This is a genomic window from Paenibacillus diazotrophicus (assembly GCF_042610465.1).
In genome coordinates, this window is sequence record NZ_JBGJZN010000010.1 from 14817 (window position 1) to 35600 (window position 20784).

Consider the following 20784-nt stretch of genomic DNA (forward strand, 5'->3'; position numbering starts at 1 on the left):
CCTCTTAACGGGGCGGTATTCGTTTCAGAGAGAACGCTCAAGTTAACCTTCGTACAGATTCTCTATGGTTGATCGTTGGGTCCAAACGGATAATGTCAGACGGATGCTCCTGCTCCTGTTCCTTCTGGTCGATTTTGTCCAGCAGCAGCCGGGCGCTTCTCTTCCCCATCTCAAAGGTGGGCTGGGAGATGGTAGTGATCGGCGGGTTATAAAAAGCCGCAAAAGATACATCATCAATCCCGATCAGGGAAAAGTCATCGGGGATGCTTAGCGAGTTGTTTTTGGCATAGATCAGCACCTGCTCCAGAATCATATCATTGGTGGCGATGATCGCCGTCGGGGGTTGCTCCATTTGAAACAACTCATCTATAAGGGCTGGCATCTCTTCCAGCTTGCCGTTTTTGATATAACCTTCATCCACAGGGATACCGTTCTGCTTCATAGTCTTCCGGTAACCGGACAGCCGCTCTATACGTGTGGTGATTGTCTTTTTACCCAGAGGGAAGGTGATAATTCCAATGTGCTTATGACCATGCTGAATAAAGGTTTCGACAGCCAGCCCGCTGGCTTTTTCGTTATTAAGAAGCACCGTATCTACGCTAATATCATCAATTTTCCGGTCCACAAACACAAAGGGATACCCGTTTTTGACCATGGAAACATACAGTTTCTTGTTCTCCTCGGTAGGAAAAATGACCAGCCCATCTACTTGCCGGGCAATCATCGACTGGACGTAATTCTTCTCCTTGAGGGAATCATCATCGGTGTTGCAGACAATGACCTGGATCCCTTTGAGCTGGCATTCATCCTCTATCGCACGCACAACTTCCGTAGTAAACTTCGATAAAATGGTGGAAGAAATCACCCCGACAATGAATGTCTTCTTATGCTTGAGACTTCGTGCCACCTCATTGGGTATGTAGTTAAGTTCTTCAATCGCCTGCTCAATCTTCCGCTTGGTGTCCAGGCTCATATAGTTATATCTTTTGCTTAGAAACTGCGAAACCGTACTCTTCGACACCCCTGCACGTTCCGCAACCTCCTTCATCGTGATTACCATCAAATATTCAACCTCCTGCAACGCCATCCGTTACCCTACTTGTGAGTTCTACTGTATTATATACCTTCTCGCAGGGCATGTCTTTATCTGGACAAGGGACGGCTCCAGCGGGATACCTTAGGCTTCCCATGCATAATTTCACCTTAGAAGCTGAGTATTCATTGAACGTAATCAGGTAGAGTGGGAATTGGAGCAAGGTGGATCCATATCCATTCGGTAGCACTCTTCACAAGCTTTCGAAGAAAGCTCAGAAAGTGGAGGAAACACGTTCATTGGGTTCCTGTTGATCCGTCTGTTGTTCCGCCAGTCGACCCATCGGTTGATCCGCCGTTCATCCCTTGACCGCCATTTCTTGGCGTCCCGCCGTTTCTTCGCGTCCCGCCGTTCACACCAGGAAAACCGCCGTTCCCCCGGCCTCCACCTTTAAATGTACCGCCATTCATTCCCGGGAAGCCGTTCATCCTGGAGCCGGAGCCTGTATTGGTGATCTGCTGGGCGGTAATTGCGTCACAGGAGACAAGCACCATGGAACAGCTAAGTACTACAAGCAGCACGGCGAAATCCCTTCTCTTGGTCCGCATCCTTATGACACCTTCTTTCTGAATATATAATCGTGTACATCCTTAAATCCCATATAGGAAAATACGATCAGCAGCGGATACACCGGATATATGTACCGCGACTTGATCTCCCAGAGCAGATAGAATCCGATGAACCCCAGAATCACCAGGATCAGGGGGGTCTCGGTATACCGCCCAGCTTTTATTCCACCGATCAGCCGGACCAGAATACCAGCGTACATCACCATATTCAGGACATACATCATCCAGATCAATCCTCTTCTGGCATCCGAATCTCCCTTGAACCAGTCCGAAGCAAACGTATTGTAGACATAGCTGTCCATGACGAAGTTCATTCTTCCGCCATTACTGGACGAACCTTCATTGCCCATCCCATACCGCTCCATCTGGTACGTCCCCTCGGTCCAGGTCCATATCAGCTTTTTATAATACATATTCACTAACTCGCCAGCCGTGGCCGCAGAGAACTTATCTGCGATGGATTCCTTGAACAGCTTCGTACTTTCCGCCTTGTTATAGCCCGCATCCTGCTGATAAATACTGTAGCTTTCCCGGTTATCCCAGAAGCCAAAAGTCTCCAGATTGATCCCCATATTCAGCCACATGTAGACAGGCGCTGAGTTTGTATTAACCGGCTCTTCCACAATATTTGTTCCCTGAAGCACAGCATTTTGCGTCCAGGCCGGAACATTGAAGAGCACTGCCGTCATACCTATCGCGATGATGAGCTTGGTGAACCCAAGGGTCCGCATGTGAAACAGAAGGGTAAGCAGCACTGCAATCAGAACAATAACGCCAATACTCCGGAAATAGTTCCCGACCGCCAGCAGAATCGCTGCGAACAGGATATCCCTCAGCGAAGTAGTTCTGACGAATCTTACCGCACAATATAAGGCACTTGTGAGAAAAGCGGTGGCAATCACGTCGTTATAGATGAGATTACTCATGAACAATGAAGGAATGTAAGTGGCGGCAAAGACCAGGACGCCATAGTCATTCCGCTTGGATGTCGTGTTGAGCTCTTTGTACAGCAAGTAGATCATAAGCGTAGTGACCATCGAGAACAGGATATTGAAGCTTTTGATCACCAGATAGTTATCCGGGAACAAGTACAGCAGTGTCTTCAGATACAGAACCATTGAGAATTGGAACGGGAACATATGCAGATAACCACTGGTGTCAAAAGAAGAGTAATCCTTCTGGTACAGCATATCCATCGCCAGGGAAAGCACCGTTTGCGAATCATCTGTCGGCATACGGGTAAACAGGAAAATAATCACGACTTGGATGGCACAGGAAAAAAGCAGCGTCATCGGAATGACTATCTTCGGGCTGTACTTATCAAGCTTCAGGCACATTCTATACAGCACGAAGCTTAAGGCAAGAACGGCAGCGATCAGTACAATATACAGAACCAGCTTCTGCTGTTCCAGAATAGGCACGTCACCGTATGCAAAATAATTATATTCCGCACGAAAAAAAAAGGAGGACGCGATAAACAGACTTATCCCTAAAGACAGCATGATATACAATGTTCGTTGAATTCCCTTTACCATGGACAACCTCCCTAGCGGCAGTGTCAGTGTTCTTTTCATCACATGCCTTGATATATAGAAGAAGTATAATAGTCCAATCTGAAAATCAGTTGAATGTGAGATGAAATCTCGCAGGATAGACCCGGAACGGTGGAGAAAGAACTTACGTAGGAGAACATATGCTATTCACACAGTCTAAAATAAGGAGTGTATTCGATGAAAGAGCCCTATACGGCCAGGCTTGAATTGTTTGCAGAGAACGCCCAGAGAGTCAAAAAAGGATTTGCCTGGAAAAACGCACAGGTCAACCGCCTGGCGGCACTGCTGTATACTGCCGAGAACAAAATAGCCGACAGTGACGCGATTCGTGCCAGCTTTGAACTGATTAAAGAACATACCGGAAGCTTCTCTTCATTTAGGGGCACTACCGCAATCAGCATTGCTGCCCTGCTCTCACTGGCTGTAGATCAAGAGAGACAACTCACAGACACATTGGCTATCTATGAAATGCTTAAGGATGCCAAGTTCAGAGCCTCTGACTATCTCGTCGTTGCCGCCTATCAGATCGCAGCGAATACTACACCCGATCAATACCTGCGGACCATTGAACGGGCAAAAGCATTCTACGACAGCATGAAAGCACACCACCGTTTCCTTACAGGACAGGATGATTATATCTTCGCTGCCATGCTTGGCCTCTCCGATATCGATATTCATAACGGTGTGACTCGAATGGAGCAGCTCTATGCGGCTTTGAAGCCAGAGTTTCTGTCCGGTAACAGTGTACAGGCGCTGACGCAGGTGCTGGTTCTTGGGGAAGACTCCTCGGACACAGCGGCTCACGTTCTTGCATTGCGCGATGCCTTCCGCGCCAGAGGGCTGCGGCTGGATAAAGAATACACCCTGTCCTCCCTTGGCGTCTTATCACTGCTGCCCTGCAGCGAGGCGGACATCGTGAACGATGTCTCGGAGACTTATGAGTTTCTGCGCACGCAAAAGGGCTTTGGCAGTTGGTCCATTACGAAGCAGGAGCTGCTCCTGCTGTCGGCTGCTATGGTAGCCTTCAAATACGTAGATGAAGCCAAAAGCGGTGTAGTCACCACGATGCTCTCCACCAGCATTACCAACATTATCATCGCCCAGCAAACCGCCATAGCTGCTGCCGCTGCCGCATCGGCTGCTGCTACCTCTTCAAGTTCAAGTTAAACCTTTGGATGCGCATTCAAAAGTTCAATCGATTGTAACAAGAAAATTTCTCATTTCCCGTTGCTGGCTGCATGTAAGTGTTATAATCACTTTGATTTATTCACTCCTTCATGGCAAGGATAGAACATGCAGAAACAGGTGATCAAATGTTTGAACTGAAATGGCTGTGGCAGAATCTGGAGGGAAACCGGGCTCGCTACATTATGGCGCTATGCCTATCGGTGGCGGGCTCAAGTCTGACGATTGTGAATCCGTACCTCAGCCAGCGTATTGTCGATACGTTCATAGCCGGAGACGATGCCGTACAGAATCTGACGACAGAGCGCGGGCTGCTCATCGCGCTCGTCCTGGGGATGATCGGCTTTTCCCTGCTGCGCACAGGACTGGCTTATTTTACAACCATGCAATATGAGCGCTCGTCGCAGAACATGCTGTACCGCGTCCGCATTTATTTGTACAACAAGATTCAAGGACAGGACCGGGAATATTACGACCATAACCGCACCGGCGATCTCATGACCAAGATGACAGGGGATTTGGACATGGTCCGCCACTCCATGGCCTGGATTTTCAAAACGATCATTGAATCGCTCACGATTTTCGCGGCCGCCGTTATCTACTTTTTCAGTATCGACCCCGGGCTGACGTTGTGGATGCTCACCCTGTCACCGCTGATTTTTATCGTGGCCTACATATTTGCCAAGCACGTACGCCCCATGTATGTGGATCTGCGCGAGCGGCTGTCCCAGCTTAACACAACCACGCAGGAGAACATCTCAGGCAACCGGGTAGTTAAGGCATTCGCCCGCGAAGAGTATGAGATTAAGAAATTCAGCGAAAAGAACGTCAACTTTTCCACAGCGAACAAAAAGGCAGCACTGGTATGGCTCGATTACTTCCCGTATCTGGAAACCTTCGCGCAGGGCTTCAATGTGATCCTGCTGCTGGTCGGCGGGCTGTACCTGATGAATGACCGGATCACCTTCGGGGAGTTCGCAGCCTTCTCGTCGCTGGTCTGGGCTATATCGAACCCCATGCGCAATATCGGCATTATTATCAATGACATTCAGCGTTTTTTCGCCAGCCTGACCAAGATCGTAGAGATCTATTACGCCCGGCCCGCTATTGTTAACGAGCATAATGCCCTCATCACACGCCGTTATGAAGGCCGGATTACCTTCGAGCATGTCACCTTCAAATACGACACGGCAACCGTTCTGGACGATGTCAGCTTCACGGTGGAACCTGGCGAGACGATTGCGATTATGGGCTCAACAGGATCAGGCAAAACAACTCTGATCAATCTGATTCCCCGCTTCTATGACGTGTCCGGCGGGCGTGTGCTGGTAGACGGTGTTGACGTCCGTGAGCTGGAGCTTGACGAGCTGCGCGGCAATATCGGCATGGCCACCCAGGATGTTCTCCTGTTCTCTGATACCATCGACGGAAACATTGCCTATGGCAATCCCGAGCTTCCGGAGGATGAAGTTGTAGCCTATGCCGGACTCGCAGCCGCCCACGATTTCATTGTCCGTATGCCTGAAGGGTATGATACCGTGGTCGGAGAGCGCGGCGTCGGCCTGTCCGGCGGGCAGAAGCAGCGCATTGCGCTCGCCCGCGCCCTGGCTGTCCGGCGGTCCATCCTGATTCTGGATGATACCACCTCCGCAGTGGATCTAGAGACGGAGGAGCACATCCAGAACAGTCTGCGCGGGCTGGATTATCCCTGCACGAAGCTGATCATCGCGCAGCGGGTATCCACCACTGCACAAGCGGACCGGATCCTCATCCTGGATGGCGGACGACTGATCGAAGAAGGCACCCATGCCGAACTGCTGGCACAGCGGGGCTATTATTATGATGTGTTTATGCTGCAGAACGAGGGTATTGGAAGGCAGGTGATGGCTCATGGCCAGGAATAAATTCGACGTCGACGAGAATCTGGAGTCTCCTTTTGACATTAGGCACTTCCGCCGTGCAATGGTCTATATCCGGCGGAAAAAGACACCGATGATTGTGGCGTTTATACTAAGTGCGCTCTCGGCAGCCATCGCCTTGTCAGCCCCGCTGATCATGCAGCATGTCGTTGACGTAACGATCCCCGCCAAAGAGAAGCTTCACTTGCTATGGTGGTCGCTGCTGATGCTGCTGACCATCGTGGTCAGCGTCATTCTGGCTACCATCCGCTCAAGGATTATGACGAGCGTCGGGCAGGATATTATTTTTGACATCCGCACAGATTTGTTCGCGCACTTGCAGGAGCTGCCCTTCAAATATTATGACGACCGTCCGCAGGGCAAAATCCTGATCCGGGTCGTGAACTACGTCAATGCGGTGTCGGATGTGTTATCGAACGGGATTATCAACTTTATTCTGGAGATCGTCAATCTCATCTTTATCGCCGCATTCATGTTCGCCGTGGATGTGAGGCTCTCCTTCGTCATTCTTGCAGGACTGCCTGTATTCCTGGGCATCATGCTGCTGATCAAAACCCGTCAGCGGCGCGCCTGGCAGGCTGTATCCAACAAAAGCTCCAATCTGAACGCCTATACGCAGGAGAGCATTACCGGCATTGGTGTGACACAGATCTTTTCCCGTGAACAGCAGAATGAAGGGATATTCACACGGCTGTCCGGCAATTTCCGCAAGGAATGGATGCGTGCAGTATCTTACAATATGCTGATTCCTTTTTCGGTAGATAACCTGTCCACCATCGTTACAGCCCTGATTTTCCTGGTGGGTCTGCTAACTCTGGATCCCAAGGATGTAACCTTTGGCGTTATTCTGGCTATGAGCAGCTACGCCGCCCGCTTCTGGCAGCCGATTCTGAACCTTTCGAACCTGTACAACAACTTCATCAATGCTGTAGCCTATCTGGAGCGCATCTTTGAGACACTGGATGAGCCGGTTACCGTAAGCGATATTCCTGATGCGCTGGAACTTCCGCCCGTTGATGGCCGGGTCACATTCGATAATGTGACTTTTGCCTATGATCCGGGGCTCAACATCCTGGAGAATATCTCCTTCGATGTCAAACCCGGGGAGAGCATTGCCCTGGTTGGACCGACAGGTGCCGGTAAAACAACGATCGTCAATCTGATCTCGCGTTTCTATGACCTGACCGGAGGTAGAATTCTGATCGACGGACAGGATATCTCTGAGATCACCCTGAAGTCTCTGCGCAGTCAGATGGGGATTATGCTCCAGGACAGCTTCATCTTCTCCGGGACCATTCTGGACAACATCCGTTACGGGAAGCTGGATGCTACGGAAGAAGAAGTCATCGCTGCCGCCAAAGCGGTCTGTGCCGACGACTTCATCCGTGAATTTGATCAGGGTTATCTGACCGAGGTCAATGAGCGCGGCTCCAAGCTGTCACAGGGACAGCGGCAGCTCATCTCTTTTGCCAGAACACTGCTCGCCAATCCGCGGATTCTCATCCTGGATGAAGCGACCTCCTCCATCGATGCGAAGACGGAACGGCTGCTGCAAAAGGGCCTGAATGAACTGCTCAAGGGGCGAACCTCGTTCATTATCGCGCATCGGCTGTCCACCGTCAGGAACTGCGACCGTATCATGTATGTCTCGAACAAAGGCATTGCGGAGAGCGGATCACATGATGAGCTGATAGCCCGCAAAGGCCTGTATTACAGATTGTATTCGGCGCAAAAGATGGAAGCCTGAGATACAGAAAAGTTACCATAGCAGAAGAAGACCCCGGTTCTTGGAACCGGGGGCTTTCTGTATTCATTGGATTCTGCCGCCCGGTTAATCAATTTCGTAGCCAACCGTCAGTCTGAATCCGTACAGTTCGTAGCCGATCTGCGTGTAGAGGCGGATGGCCTTCTGATTAGTTCCGTGAGTTCCCAGGGTAGCTATGGTTTTCCCCTGCCTTTTCAGGTGATCCAGCGCGGTGCAGATGATGCTCCGGGCGACGCCATGCTTCTGCCATTCCGGAATGACAAACACATTCTCTGTTGCACTTCTCTCCTCGGATATTCTCCATGTAGAGGTATTAGCGATCAGCTCGCTGCCGTGAAACGCACAGAAATTAACCTTTTCCTGCGCCCCCTGCATCCATCTCAAATGGTTCATGCTCCACGCCACGCCGTCAAAGGAAGCAAGCTCCGCCTGGTGATACTTCTCCAGAGACTCATTGTTATCCAGCGCATAAGGCGTCACCCGTACCCCTTCCGGTAACGGATACCGGGGAATCTCCCGCTCCAGGTCAAATTTGAAGACCACAATTGTATTAAAGATCGTAAATCCTCGCGCAAGATAATAGCTCAATTCGTTCATATTATCTGCGTCTATATATTGGGCTATCACAATCCGTTTATCCGGATACTGCGCTTTGATTGCTCTGGACCGTTCAATCAATGCAGCGGTCAGAGCATCCTTGAGACGTTCATCCTCCTTACCTTGCGCAAAGTTAATCTCACAGGTCAGGTAGCGGATAAAGCTTCTGTCCTCCGCCGGCCGGACCGCATGAAAGGTATCATGCTCCATCAGATAGGCCACGGCTACGATCTCCTCATCCCCATTAACCGCGCAGAACATATTTCTTTTATCCAGATCACCATGATAACGCACCAGCAGATTAAGAATACAGTCCAGTCTTTCGATTTGCACCACGTCTGTCTCCAGCAGATTTCGAATGATAAAGTCATTCATTTACAAAGATCATCCCCTGTTAAAAGAGTATAAGTAAATTGTGGGCCTGTATGCGGAATTCAGCAAGGTAGAGTTATTGTATAGGCATCTTTTACAGGCTCAGATGATATACCGGTTTAATGTTTTAAATGATTAAAGTGACTATTCTAGTACAATTCTTTCCACACGCCCACAGTCGGCAATTTTCATGATAAACTAACAAAAATATTAACAAGCCACTTAACAGCCTCGGCTGGGCTCCGTTATATTTCCACAATGAACCCGGAGGGAATACATGACAACAGTACTGCATAAGTGGAATCGGATGAGCTTGGTGAAAAGAATCATGATCGGAATTATCGTTGGTGTTATTTTGGCTTTATTGGTTCCTAATGCAACAGGGATCACTCTTTTTGGTTCTTTATTTGTATTTTCACTAAAGGCGGTTGCACCCTTCTTGGTCCTGCTCCTGGTAATGTCCGCCATTTCTCAACACAAAAAAGGCCAAAAAACCAATATGAAAGGGATTCTTGTCCTTTATGGGGTAGGTACTTTCCTGGCGGGACTGATTGCCGTTATTGCCAGTTTTATTTTTCCGGTAAGCTTGTCACTGGTAAAAGGGGCCACCGACCTAACTCCACCTGATGGGATTGTGGAAGTATTGAAGTCACTGCTGTTCAAAGTGGTCGACAACCCGGTAAACGCCCTGCTTAGTGCCAACTACATCGGTATCCTGGCTTGGGCTCTCCTGCTTGGCGTTGCACTAAGAAATGCCCATGACAATACCAAGACCATGCTTACCAACTTTTCAGATGCCGTATCCCAGATTGTCAAATGGGTTATCAACTGGGCGCCGCTGGGAATCATGGGACTTGTGTTTGATTCCATTACAGCAAACGGACTTTCCTCCATGCTCGATTACGGGAAACTACTTCTTGTCTTGGTTGGATGTATGCTATTTATAGCGCTTGTAGTAAATCCGTTAATTGTATACGTGAATATTCGCAGAAATCCATACCCGCTAGTGTTCACCTGCCTGAAGGAAAGCGGCATTACCGCATTCTTCACCCGAAGTTCAGCTGCCAACATTCCTATCAATATGAGGTTGTGTGAGAAACTGAAGCTTGACCCGGATACGTATTCGGTCTCCATTCCGCTAGGTGCCACGATTAACATGGCCGGCGCAGCGGTTACTATTTCCGTCCTAACACTCGCAGCGGTTCATACGCTTGGCATTGAAGTGGATTTCGGTACGGCACTTGTACTGAGTGTTCTATCCGCTATATCTGCTGCTGGTGCTTCTGGTGTTGCCGGAGGGTCCCTCTTGCTCATTCCTCTGGCATGCAGCATCTTCGGCATCCCGAATGATATTGCGATTCAGGTCGTGGGGGTAGGTTTTATTATCGGTGTTCTGCAAGACTCCTTTGAAACCGCGCTGAATTCATCTTCGGATGTACTATTCACCGCCACCGCTGAATACGCAAAGAATCGTAAAGAAGGCACGGAATATGTGACTAATGTGTAGGAAGAATATATTAAAAGCAGAAGGCCCGCCAAACTGGGTCTTCTGCTTTTTTTGTCCCGGTTAATGGCTATAACTTCCTGTTCCCTGGGATCTACAAACTGCTCTAATGTGCCTATGGCAATTCTTATATTCGGCGTCTAAGATAGGGTTAGAGCACCGTGGTTAGAATGGATTCGGATTAACTGCAGATCCCTTATGACTGGAGACGAAGCAATGATTATAACCCCTACGTTACATTTCCATGGAGAATGCGAAGAAGCCATCAGACTATATCAGCAAGCTTTTGACATCAGAATTGACTTCATATTGCATTATACCGACGCTAACAAGCATGACTGGAATATCGAATTAACAGAAGAACAACAAAGTTACGTGTATCATGCTGAGGCTTATCTCGGAGGGCAGCGTCTTATGTTATCCGATGAATTAGAACGGAATCCAGCGGCAAGCACCTCACTATTCCTTACGATCACCTTTGATACTGCCGCTCAGGTAAAAAAGGCCTACGAAGTGTTGAAGGCTGGAGGTACGATCATTCATCCGTTATGCAGCACGACCTATAGCTCTTGTATGGTTTCACTGGTCGATAGGTTTGGGATTCGCTGGGGACTTATGACGGAACAGACCGATAGGTAGAATCCAAAGGTACAGAATCAAGGTGGTTCTTATCCCGCCTTGATCCCCTTTCACTCACTGCGGAACACGCGAAACCCTTGATCCGGGCCTACGCCATTAGCCTCGAACTTGCCCTGATAAGTCAACTCGCTGCTGCTGACGTCGCCCATCCAACCGCCCCCTTTTAGAACCCGGAAAGAGCCACCGCTATTACTATTCGAGTCCCCATACCAGTTCCAGCACCATTCCCTTACATTACCCGACATATCATAAAGTCCCAACTCGTTGGGTTTCTTGTTACCGACAGCTTTAGTCTGATTATGGTTATTTTCTATCACAGGCCAATTCCAGTCTCCAGATAAGTATTGATCTCCGGCGTTCTTCCAATACCATGCCACCTCATCTGCATTATTACTGCCGCTGTATATGTAACTCTTGCTCAGCTGACCTCCACTTGCGGCATATTCCCACTCCATCTCCGTCGGCAACCGGTAACCATTCGCTCCGGCATTGATCGTTACTGTCCATTTGACCACATCGTTATCACTTCTATTATTCGGATCTATTGTTTTCTTATCTATATTGTAATAGGGTTTTAGCCCCTCTTTTATGCTCCTTTTATTACAGTACTCAACAGCGTCATACCAGCTCACCATTTCTACTGGAGAATTGTCGCTTCTGAAAACTGATGGATTACGGCCCATGATCTCCGCCCACTCTTTTTGGGTTACCTCATATTTCCCGACATAAAAGTCGGTTAGGGTTACACTTTTCCCGAAATAGCTGGACTTAATGTTCGTAAAAGCCCCGCCTTGAACCAATACAAAGTTATCCGGCTTTTCCTGCGAGCTGTCAGGCTTTTCTTGCGAACAAGCACTGAGAACAATCATAATCGTCATTAAAAGGATACTGGATAGCTTTCTCATGGATTCAGCCCTTTCACTCTTCTTTAAAATAAATACTGCCGGCCGTTAGACCGGCAGGACTTCATATCCATAGTTTATAAGACGGTTACCACACCGTTACGTTAGAGCTCCCGCTGCTTTGGTATCCCTCTGTCGCCAATACCTGGTAAGACCAGCTGCTGCCCAGATTCATTCCTTTACTCTTCCATGCATTCACGTGGTTGCTAAAAGTAATAGCGGAGTTGCTGCCTGTAGCCCGCTTAGACTGTCTTACGCTCCAGAACTGGGTAAATGTCTGTGTGCCGTCAATGGAAGGGGCATTGTATCGCTGAGTCGTATAGATATCATAAGTACCTCCATCACTGTTCACAGTACCTTTATAAGCACCAGTTGGTCTATATGTGCCCCAACTATCAACGACGTAATATTCTATGAGGGAGTTTCTTGTCCATCCATAGAGAGTCAAATATCCATTGCCGCTAGGCGCCCAGACCCCGGCATTGTAGTTAATGGTCCGGTTAGGAGACCCTGTAGTCCAGCCTTTACCGACAACGAAATTACCGGTATTGGACCAGTTCACACTGTAGTTCCCGCCAGATCCATTCACAGCATTTACGGTTCCGCCGCCATCGGTCCAATTCTGCCAGTAATCCGTCGCTGCACTTGCGGTTGCAGCAAACAGGCCTGTACAACTCACTGAAACGGCCATTACTAACGTGAGGATTTTCTTGTTAAACTTAAACATGACATTACCTCCCATATATTCTGAATTGTAATCAGGTACCTCAACCTGCTTCATTATTATTGCTTTTAATCTATCACTCCCCTTCGTTTGGAAGTCCATGTTCCATGAACTTCTGACTGTAGCCCCATCCCCAGCAAAAAAATGATCTATTATATGTAAGACAAGCATGTCCTACATATAGTAAATTATAGAAAGTAAGCGCATACACTTCAAATTACCAAATTCAAGATTTTCCCCCTATTTTTTTCACTAATTTTTGGAAAGTCTTCCAAGATAGATGGTCCCACAACACAAAAAACCCCCCCTTTTACAGGGACGGATACGCATTAACAACCCTTGTTAGCACTGAACTCTTGAACTGATATTGGCAGCCGGTGGCTGCCACCGCACTAATCCTCCGCTGTCCAAATGTTAAGCGCATGGGACCGAACCGCAATATTCGTATGATTCCTATATAACCTCAAACGCTCTGCACACTCCGGACTCCACAATGAAGCAACTCCAGCAGCCTCAAGCAAAGAAAGTCCAATAAACTGGGATGTGTAAGATTCTTTTGACCCTAATACATCTACAATTTCTAAAAGAATTTCTGGACTCCAATGCCCTCTGCTCTCTCTTAAGTTGTGCGCAACCCGCTTATAGACCTCACCCAAAAGATAGGGCTGTTTCGATAGTTCAACCGCTATACAATTCAGATAGTTAACGGATTCTTCCACGTCATTCCACTCTATAGCTGCTATATAGAAATTCATCACCACTTGCTGTAACGTCTCTTCAGATGCCAGCACCTCAATAATCCCCAAATACAAAGGAATCAGGCGACTACGTGTGTACATTGGCAATGATGTCAGTTGGTCTGCAAATTTCAGAAGCCGCTGCCGGTGAGGCAAATCTCTCTTGGCATTGGCATTCCAATCCTCACGGATTACAGCACTGGCCAAATCCTTAAACACACCCGTTACCACCTCATTAACCTTACCATCGCGACATGTCTCTACCAGTGTGTTCATGGCAAATTCCCACCGGGTGCTGTCTTCCAGATCCGTAATCGCCTGAGCTGTGGCGGCTGCAATGACGGCCTCATTTCCACTAGTCCACTGCATCATACAACTGAAAGCATATCTGCCAACAAACGCATCCGGATGACCCGCAATTTCGATGATTAAGGCTAAATAGCGGGGTCTATAGTCTAGCGGAAGATCATTAGGCTGCTCAGTCAACAGACTTCTCACGATGTCACTTTCTGCAGAAGAAGCCATTGCCCTTAGAATCGTCCAGCCGCGTTCATCATCCAGTAGCTGTCTCGCTGCATGCCCTATGGCAATAATGACGTCCTTGTGTGCATTTGTTTTCCCGAACTCGCTCATTAATAACGTAACGCTGTCCCTGCTTCTATAGGCTCCCAGTAACCGGATCGCCTCTTTTCTGACCGTGATTTTCAGCTTGTCCCGGTTTAACAGCTCTTGCAGCATTGAAGTCATTAGCACCGGATTCACTCTGCGGATACACCGGGGGATCGAGTACATGGCAACACGGGCCCGGTCTCCATCCAGATTCTCCAGCAGAACAGGGAGCGCCTTTTCCGGTTCTTCGGTAAGTGAAAGTGCATGCAGTGCAGCTTCTGCTACAGTGACTTCCGCATTCTGCACAAGCCCTATTATCTTATCTGGAGAAAGATCAGGCATTCTAGCCATGGTCTTAATAATGCTTGAACGCTCACCCTGACTGCGCTTGGCATCCAATGCTATTCTTTCTAATAAGGAATTAAAAGATTGTTGCTGCCTTGGCAGCCACCTGTGAAATCCGTGGGCAGCCGGCAGAAGATAAATCGTTTTGCCCGATAAAAACCTGCCCTTAATCACAGCCCCCGAAATAAAAGGATCCAGCCACTCTTGACGCTGCCGGTGCAGATGCAGGAACACTTCATATACAGTAATGAACGATTTATCCAACGCCAGTAATTCTGTGACTCTTGCATCACGTGTTGTATGGGGGGCAAGCCAATGTCTGGCCGCCCGCAGGGCAATTGAATCTGTTGTCGCCTGTATTGCTTCCCTTAACAGATTTTGAAGTCTGGTAATGCCGTAGCCTCTTTTTCCGAATGAGCAAGCTAGGCTAATCACCAGATTGTAATCTTCCCTCCGGTTGGCCTGCACAACCAATGGATAAATTGCCTCAAAGATACTCTCTTCGATTCCCTTGGGTAAATTCTTCTCCAGTGAAGGAAGGGACAACTGACCCTTCTGCTTGCCCAGCTTCCGGATCGTATCCAAAGAGAACTTGAACAGCTCCCCATGAGGATATAACGCATTATGCCGCAAAATAGAAAATGCCAATTGTTGGACGCAAAACAATGTACCGTGTGATGTATCTCTGGCATCCATCACACTATCAACGAGTCCAGTAAGCTCTTGCACGTGAGCATCCGTGAACACAGAGGCGGGACTCTCCGCAAGCTCCTTAAACACTGCGCCGCGAACAGGATCCTGATCATTTTGGATTCGGCTGAGGAACTGCAATGTCTCATTCATACCCTGTCTGGACAGAACCGTACTCCGGATCAGCTGCATAAGCGCCGTTGCGCGTTCGTCTGCATTAGATACACGTGTTGCTTGTTCCAGCTTCTCTCTTGAGTGACGAATAGAACGGCAAGCCGTAATCCGAATCATCCGGTCCCGGTCCTCATAGATTTCACGAAGGCCAAGCATCCGGGCGGCTTCCTGGTCACGTAAGGTATGCGGCAGCTGATGCAGTAATATTTTAGGAAAAATACGCTCTTGGCGCCGATCCTCATCATAGACGGACTCAAAAATCGCTTTACGGTTGGAAGGAGCCATGTATTGAAGCAGTTTTGCTACATGCACAGGGTTATCCGCAAGTAATTTAGCCAATGCGATCCATTGATCTATGGATAAATAATTTCTTCTGTTAAGAACGCCTTCAGGTACGCCATGAGCAAGCAGAGCGCTGCGCGATTCGTTACTTATAAGCAGCCTATACACCGCATCAGGATTCATTCGAACCAAAACGCCCAGTTGTTTTTTTAGCACAGGAGAGATTGTACCCATAGGTCCATGATTCATAGCACATTCTAATAGAAAATCCGCCTTCAACTGGCCTAGAATCTCCATAGCCGATGAAAATCTCCACCAGACATATCCCTTTTCCCTGGGAGGAGCACTTTCCAGAGCAGTTCTGAAATACTCCGCTACCACGTCCAGATGACGGCTAGTCAATTTGCGCCAATGATTAATGGCATATCCAATATCCACAAGCCATTTACTAACCGTTTCCTTATAACATGCCGGCAGTAAAATGGATGCCTCTTCCGCCCCCCACCCCGCATACACAAGAGGCAACAAACGCTCTGCCAACTCTTGACGATTCATATAAGTAATACTGCGCAGCAGCTTCCGGCGGCAATCATGGGACAGATTAGGAAGTTCGCGTTCAATATCCTGATCTGAAGCGACTTTGGCCAAAAGCCCCGCGGCCGTATTTCTGACACTTGCCATAGGATGCCGAAGGGCGGACCAAACAACATTAGCATCTTGAGTGACATCCGCACCGATTAAGGCAAGACGTGCTTCATACACACCATCCTCCAGTAATGAAGACAGCAATTGGGAGTACTCAGTGGAGCCTTTATGATCACGACCTAGAATGGCTACTTTTCTCACTCTGTCTGAATATCCTAGTACATCCAACTCTTTAAGCAGACTTTTTTTATTCAATGGATCTCTTTTGAAAATCATAAGTTCCCCACTTTCATCTGTCCTTATTTCCATTTCCTAGTATAACATGTGTTATGATCAAAAGAAGTTTGTAGATTTGGAGGGGTGACATGGGACTCGAAACTAACGAAATTGTAGAGTTGATACAGGAAACGACGAAGCAATTCTTTTCCAAAACAGCAATTGTTCTTGAAGTGGAAAGCACACCTATACATGTGGGATATCAAGCGGTTGACTTGTCCCGGCATAAGGTTCTTATGGATGACCAAGGTACAAAAGAATACGTTTCATTAATCACGAAGATGGCGAATAAAACGGAACGCCGAATCCTTCACCAGCTATATACGCAGTCAGCTAACGTACCTTTTAGTAGAACGCATGACCTCGATTCAGATCATCGGGCTCTTCTATGTATTCAGGATGTGGACTACAAGACGAACTACCAAAGCCTTGATTTCGAGATGCTTCAAAAAAGGGAAATGCATGCATTGGCTTATATTCATAGAACTAATCACGGATTAAGCGGGGAATTATCTTGGCTTCCCTTAGCGAATCGCAGCCATATCGAGGAAATGATCTACGGACAATGGAAACCTGTATGGGAAGAAGCCAAAAATAATGAACAGTTTATCAAAACCTTCGGTCATTATATTCCTGAAGTCGAAGCTGTAGCAGACAGCATAGTGAATGACATGGAAATGGTATGGAACGATGAACATTCACACACGTTAATACATAATGACCTCAACCCCGGAAATGTATTGGTGCACAATAATGAGGATGTTGTATTCATTGATTGGGAGGAATCGAGGTATGGGTCGTTATTCTTAGACATCCCCTTGAGATTGGAATTACATACAGCAAGAGAATATCGTGAAGTGTTGGCTTCGCTGGGATTAGAGATTCCTGTTGACCGGTTTGAAAAGTTGTATAGGATTGCTTCGCGATATCTCGGCCTGCGTTATATGACCTGGAATTTGGGAACATGGACAAACAGCCCCTACGCAAAGGACGGTCTACAAAAATATTTGAACATGGTCACTCTTGCTCCCCATAGGGAGACTTAGACAAAAAATACGGGTAACCCCGAGGCCGTTAATTAAACAGCCTTCAAGATTACCCGTATTGTAATGCTTACTCTACTATTTCATTCTTTTACTCCGCGTTGTTGGATAAACACATAGGTACTCTCATCTGACAACTCGTCAGCAAAGCGAAAGTCAAACCCTTCGAACCCTTTGATATCCTCCACGGAGGTGATGTGCCGCTCAGCCATGAAGCGAACCATTTCACCTCTGGCCATCTTGACCAGGGTCGCTCGCTCAACCACCTTACCGCCCACTTCCTGTCCGAATACAACACTAACCATTCGAACGTTCCCTTCCATATACGGGGTGATGCACTTGCTGTATTCCTTGGAGGCCAAATTCACAATGCAGTCACTCTCCGAGAATAGCTGATCCGCGAGTCTTCTGTTCCAGAACTCATAGAGAGAGCCGAACCCTGGCCCGCCCAGCTTGGCCTGCATCTCCAGCCTGTACGGAACAACTCCATCAAATGGCCGGACGATCCCATAGAACCCGGACAATATCCGCAAATGCTGCTGAAGATACTCGAGCTCCTCCATTTGCATCACCCCGGGTGCCATGTACTGATATTGAATACCCTCGTAGGAAAAGATGGCCGGCGTCAGATTCCGCGTTACATCCATATCCCGAATCCGCTCCACATTCAGCGTGGCGATGGCATCATTGCATTTCCATAGAGATTTGGCTTCTTCATAATTCAACTGTTGCAGTAAGGCCAGAAGAGTCTCCGAATCGCTTATGAATTGCGGCAACTGGCGGCAATCCAGGAAATCCGTGTCTGTCTTCATCTTCTTGGCCGGCGATATAATGATTCTCATGCTGCTCCCTTTTCTTGTCCCCGCGGGGAAAATATTTATAACTTTATCGTATCATATTTTATACTTTAACTTCACATTTAGCTTCTTACGAAAATCATAACAAAAAAAGCCCAAGCAACGGCACTGCCGCAGACTTGAGCATTTTCAATATTGTTCCTATTCGCCTATCCTTCTGATCACAGTATCAAAAGGAGCTAATTCCACAGTCTGTTCTCCATACTCCGTATCGACCGTAGTCCTTTGCAGCTGGTCGCTGTTGTTAATCACAACGAGCATTTTACTCTCCGGATAGTAGGCGCACTCTGTATAGAGGTTATCCGTAATGTACTTCGTCTCCTGTAGCTCATTGCCAGCATAGCGGATGAGATTCAGCAGCAATCGGGTATTTTCCCAGTTGAATTCGAAAGAAGGAAGGTAGATTCCTTTGCCTTTACCAAAGGTATTCGTAGAAAGGGTTATCTTGCCATCCGTTTCATTCATCACCGTGGCTGACCCGTCTGTAAGATAAATGTTCGCCTTGGGCGTAATGCTAGCCCCTTCAGGTACCAATCCTTGCTCAGCCTTCACTTCATAGATCCATCTGCCATGGGCCACCCTGGAGCCGGTATCCTCATCCAGTCCAAGCACATGTGCCATTCTGAACAAGCTGTCGTATCCGTTGACTGCCGAAGGCTGGTTAATACCGATAAAGGTACCTCCCTCATACACCCACTGGGTCAGAATGTCCACACACTTGCTGTCTTTCCAGTAGTCGCCGCCGCTCCAGGCTGATCCGGCAGAGCCGGCATTGATCACCACATCAACACTCTGCAGAACACCCTGACGGATATCCTCAAAATCAATGAACTGCACTTCAACCGGCAATCCGGATAAAGCCTCATTAACATGAATCAAGTCATGCATATACGTCTCGTGGAAGTGACCGGACAAGGTCCACGATCTCACCTTCCCCCAAGCGTGCAGAATAGCTACCTTCGTCTTAATATGATAAGGCTTGCCCTGTTGATGCAGTTCCTTGATCTCTCTGAACTCACCCGCAATCTTCTCGATGTAATCGCAGAAATCCGGGTAAGGCTCCACCAGATGCAGATATCCGCCCAGGCCAATCCGGTCAATCGGTTCGCGCAAGAGGGCGCGCCGGATGTTGATCCAGTATTTTTTGGCATCCAGCGTTGGGTTGCCCCCCTCCATAAAGGTAGGCGCTCCGCCCAGGCCCACTGGAAAAAGATACGGATGCAGTCGGATCTCGTGCGTATCCACTTTGACCCCTGAACACAACCTGGCCTCATAACCAGAGAACACACATTTAATCATTCCGTCGAAGCCGAACTCCTGAAACCGGTCATTGTAAGGCTCCACACCCACCCAACTGTCATCATAGAAGACATACGCCAGCTTGTCATGCTTATGCACAATGTCAATCAATTGCTTACCAAATTCAATGACAAAATCATTGATAAACGCCATATAGTCGAGCTTGCACTGCTCCGCCGGGATATGACTGACGCGGTATTTGCCGCCATTCACGAAATCCTCAGCCGTCAGCGAATAGCCATATTTCTGCGCAAACAGATCCAGCCCTCTTGCACTCACCGTGAAGTCATAAGAACCCCAGTCCGAGAACAGATGGCGGTTGCGCTCACTGCTGCCCCAGATCCAGGCGAAATTATAGAAAAGCGAAGTGAACCGGACAACCGTTGTTTCCTTATGCTGCAGACACCAGTCCTCCATCCAGTCCAGCAGATATTTTTGCGTGTCTGCATACATGGGATCAATCTGCATCAAATGCTCTTTGTCCCAATGATTCGTGGTGTGATTATACATGGAGATCTCTTCCCAGATCCGGTAGGCCATGAAGCTGACCGTGTATTTATGCCAAGGCGTAATGCCAGTAAGAACCACATTTCCCGATTCCCGTTCATAATTCCACTGCTCGCGGGGGACTTCCTCCCCGGTTGTCCGGTCAACCACCTGCCAATACTTAAACGCCTCTTTGGAATCATTCACTCTGAAATGTTCAGCAAAAAAATCCTCCATCAGATAGATGGATACATAATCCTGCACAGCTACCTTCGGGTTCGTGATTAAAAAACACTGCTGCAGCTTATCCGTATTGTGCGATGCCCACTCATTATGATCCCGAATAATACAGATTGTAGAGTAGATACCGTATCCCGCGTTGATAATCTCATCAGACAACTTCGTGCCGTCACTGTCACGGATGACATCGGCACCCCACCGTTCAGCGAGTTCCAGGGTCAGCGCCTCATAACCGGATTCTCCCGGCAAAGTAAAGGCTCCTGTGGTCTGTTTGGACAA

15 protein-coding genes are annotated in these 20784 nt (G+C 48.1%); 6 read left to right on the top strand and 9 right to left on the bottom strand.

Going from position 1 to position 20784, the window contains the following annotated elements; genetic code table 11:
* Positions 1-37 precede the first annotated feature (37 nt).
* From ACAN54_RS27090 to ACAN54_RS27100, 3 genes are all read right to left on the bottom strand, one after another.
* The gene (locus ACAN54_RS27090) at positions 38-1060 is read right to left on the bottom strand and encodes a LacI family DNA-binding transcriptional regulator (RefSeq protein ID WP_379163346.1); all 1023 of its coding nucleotides are present in this window, start codon (positions 1058-1060) and stop codon (positions 38-40) included.
* Positions 1061-1329: 269 nt separating this feature from the next.
* Positions 1330-1641: a hypothetical protein gene (locus ACAN54_RS27095; RefSeq protein ID WP_379163082.1), complete on the bottom strand. Its 312-nt coding sequence runs from the start codon at positions 1639-1641 to the stop codon at positions 1330-1332.
* Between the two features lie 2 nt (positions 1642-1643).
* Positions 1644-3197 (bottom strand): glycosyltransferase family 39 protein, encoded by a 1554-nt coding sequence (locus ACAN54_RS27100; RefSeq protein ID WP_379163085.1) that lies wholly within the window; start codon positions 3195-3197, stop codon positions 1644-1646.
* Positions 3198-3392: 195 nt separating this feature from the next.
* On the opposite strand from ACAN54_RS27100, the gene ACAN54_RS27105 reads away from it, so the two are divergent.
* The 3 genes from ACAN54_RS27105 (at position 3393) to ACAN54_RS27115 (ending at position 8066) form a co-directional block, all read left to right on the top strand.
* Positions 3393-4382, top strand: coding sequence for a DUF4003 family protein (locus ACAN54_RS27105; RefSeq protein WP_379163088.1), 990 nt, complete (start codon positions 3393-3395; stop codon positions 4380-4382).
* Positions 4383-4528: 146 nt separating this feature from the next.
* On the top strand, positions 4529-6304 hold the full coding sequence (locus tag ACAN54_RS27110; RefSeq protein WP_379163091.1) for an ABC transporter ATP-binding protein: 1776 nt from the start codon (positions 4529-4531) through the stop codon (positions 6302-6304).
* Positions 6291-8066, top strand: coding sequence for an ABC transporter ATP-binding protein (locus tag ACAN54_RS27115; protein WP_379163094.1), 1776 nt, complete (start codon positions 6291-6293; stop codon positions 8064-8066). Before ACAN54_RS27110 ends, ACAN54_RS27115 begins: the two co-directional genes overlap by 14 nt.
* Before the next feature lie 84 nt (positions 8067-8150).
* On the opposite strand, the gene ACAN54_RS27120 is transcribed toward ACAN54_RS27115, so the two are convergent.
* A complete protein-coding gene (locus tag ACAN54_RS27120; RefSeq protein ID WP_379163097.1) occupies positions 8151-9056 on the bottom strand; it encodes a GNAT family N-acetyltransferase in 906 nt (301 codons plus the stop codon).
* 274 nt (positions 9057-9330) lie between these two features.
* Here ACAN54_RS27120 and sstT point away from each other — a divergent pair, with 274 nt between their 5' ends.
* Positions 9331-10560 (top strand): serine/threonine transporter SstT, encoded by a 1230-nt coding sequence (gene sstT / locus ACAN54_RS27125; protein WP_379163100.1) that lies wholly within the window; start codon positions 9331-9333, stop codon positions 10558-10560.
* Between the two features lie 213 nt (positions 10561-10773).
* Positions 10774-11196: a VOC family protein gene (locus ACAN54_RS27130; protein WP_379163103.1), complete on the top strand. Its 423-nt coding sequence runs from the start codon at positions 10774-10776 to the stop codon at positions 11194-11196.
* A gap of 50 nt (positions 11197-11246) precedes the next feature.
* On the opposite strand, the gene ACAN54_RS27135 is transcribed toward ACAN54_RS27130, so the two are convergent.
* From ACAN54_RS27135 to ACAN54_RS27145, 3 genes are all read right to left on the bottom strand, one after another.
* Positions 11247-12101: a formylglycine-generating enzyme family protein gene (locus ACAN54_RS27135; protein WP_379163105.1), complete on the bottom strand. Its 855-nt coding sequence runs from the start codon at positions 12099-12101 to the stop codon at positions 11247-11249.
* A gap of 85 nt (positions 12102-12186) precedes the next feature.
* Positions 12187-12825, bottom strand: coding sequence for a glycoside hydrolase family 11 protein (locus ACAN54_RS27140; RefSeq protein WP_379163108.1), 639 nt, complete (start codon positions 12823-12825; stop codon positions 12187-12189).
* 389 nt (positions 12826-13214) lie between these two features.
* Positions 13215-16559: a HEAT repeat domain-containing protein gene (locus tag ACAN54_RS27145; RefSeq protein ID WP_379163111.1), complete on the bottom strand. Its 3345-nt coding sequence runs from the start codon at positions 16557-16559 to the stop codon at positions 13215-13217.
* A gap of 110 nt (positions 16560-16669) precedes the next feature.
* Here ACAN54_RS27145 and ACAN54_RS27150 point away from each other — a divergent pair, with 110 nt between their 5' ends.
* Positions 16670-17626, top strand: coding sequence for a phosphotransferase (locus tag ACAN54_RS27150; protein WP_379163114.1), 957 nt, complete (start codon positions 16670-16672; stop codon positions 17624-17626).
* An 80-nt stretch (positions 17627-17706) separates the two neighbouring features.
* On the opposite strand, the gene yaaA is transcribed toward ACAN54_RS27150, so the two are convergent.
* Complete coding sequence (yaaA, locus tag ACAN54_RS27155) at positions 17707-18465, bottom strand: peroxide stress protein YaaA (protein WP_379163118.1); 759 nt, start codon at positions 18463-18465, stop codon at positions 17707-17709.
* Positions 18466-18621: 156 nt separating this feature from the next.
* On the bottom strand, positions 18622-20784 hold the full coding sequence (gene gnpA / locus ACAN54_RS27160) for a 1,3-beta-galactosyl-N-acetylhexosamine phosphorylase (RefSeq protein WP_379163121.1): 2163 nt from the start codon (positions 20782-20784) through the stop codon (positions 18622-18624).

Coding starts and splice junctions, on each gene's coding strand:
- sstT (WP_379163100.1), top strand. CDS start 9,331: ATGACAACAGTACTGCATAAGTGGAATCGGATGAGCTTGGTGAAAAGA.
- ACAN54_RS27095 (WP_379163082.1), bottom strand. CDS start 1,641: ATGCGGACCAAGAGAAGGGATTTCGCCGTGCTGCTTGTAGTACTTAGC.
- ACAN54_RS27115 (WP_379163094.1), top strand. CDS start 6,291: ATGGCCAGGAATAAATTCGACGTCGACGAGAATCTGGAGTCTCCTTTT.
- ACAN54_RS27105 (WP_379163088.1), top strand. CDS start 3,393: ATGAAAGAGCCCTATACGGCCAGGCTTGAATTGTTTGCAGAGAACGCC.
- ACAN54_RS27150 (WP_379163114.1), top strand. CDS start 16,670: ATGGGACTCGAAACTAACGAAATTGTAGAGTTGATACAGGAAACGACG.
- ACAN54_RS27090 (WP_379163346.1), bottom strand. CDS start 1,060: ATGGTAATCACGATGAAGGAGGTTGCGGAACGTGCAGGGGTGTCGAAG.
- ACAN54_RS27100 (WP_379163085.1), bottom strand. CDS start 3,197: ATGGTAAAGGGAATTCAACGAACATTGTATATCATGCTGTCTTTAGGG.
- ACAN54_RS27135 (WP_379163105.1), bottom strand. CDS start 12,101: ATGAGAAAGCTATCCAGTATCCTTTTAATGACGATTATGATTGTTCTC.
- ACAN54_RS27120 (WP_379163097.1), bottom strand. CDS start 9,056: ATGAATGACTTTATCATTCGAAATCTGCTGGAGACAGACGTGGTGCAA.
- ACAN54_RS27140 (WP_379163108.1), bottom strand. CDS start 12,825: ATGTTTAAGTTTAACAAGAAAATCCTCACGTTAGTAATGGCCGTTTCA.
- ACAN54_RS27110 (WP_379163091.1), top strand. CDS start 4,529: ATGTTTGAACTGAAATGGCTGTGGCAGAATCTGGAGGGAAACCGGGCT.
- ACAN54_RS27130 (WP_379163103.1), top strand. CDS start 10,774: ATGATTATAACCCCTACGTTACATTTCCATGGAGAATGCGAAGAAGCC.
- yaaA (WP_379163118.1), bottom strand. CDS start 18,465: ATGAGAATCATTATATCGCCGGCCAAGAAGATGAAGACAGACACGGAT.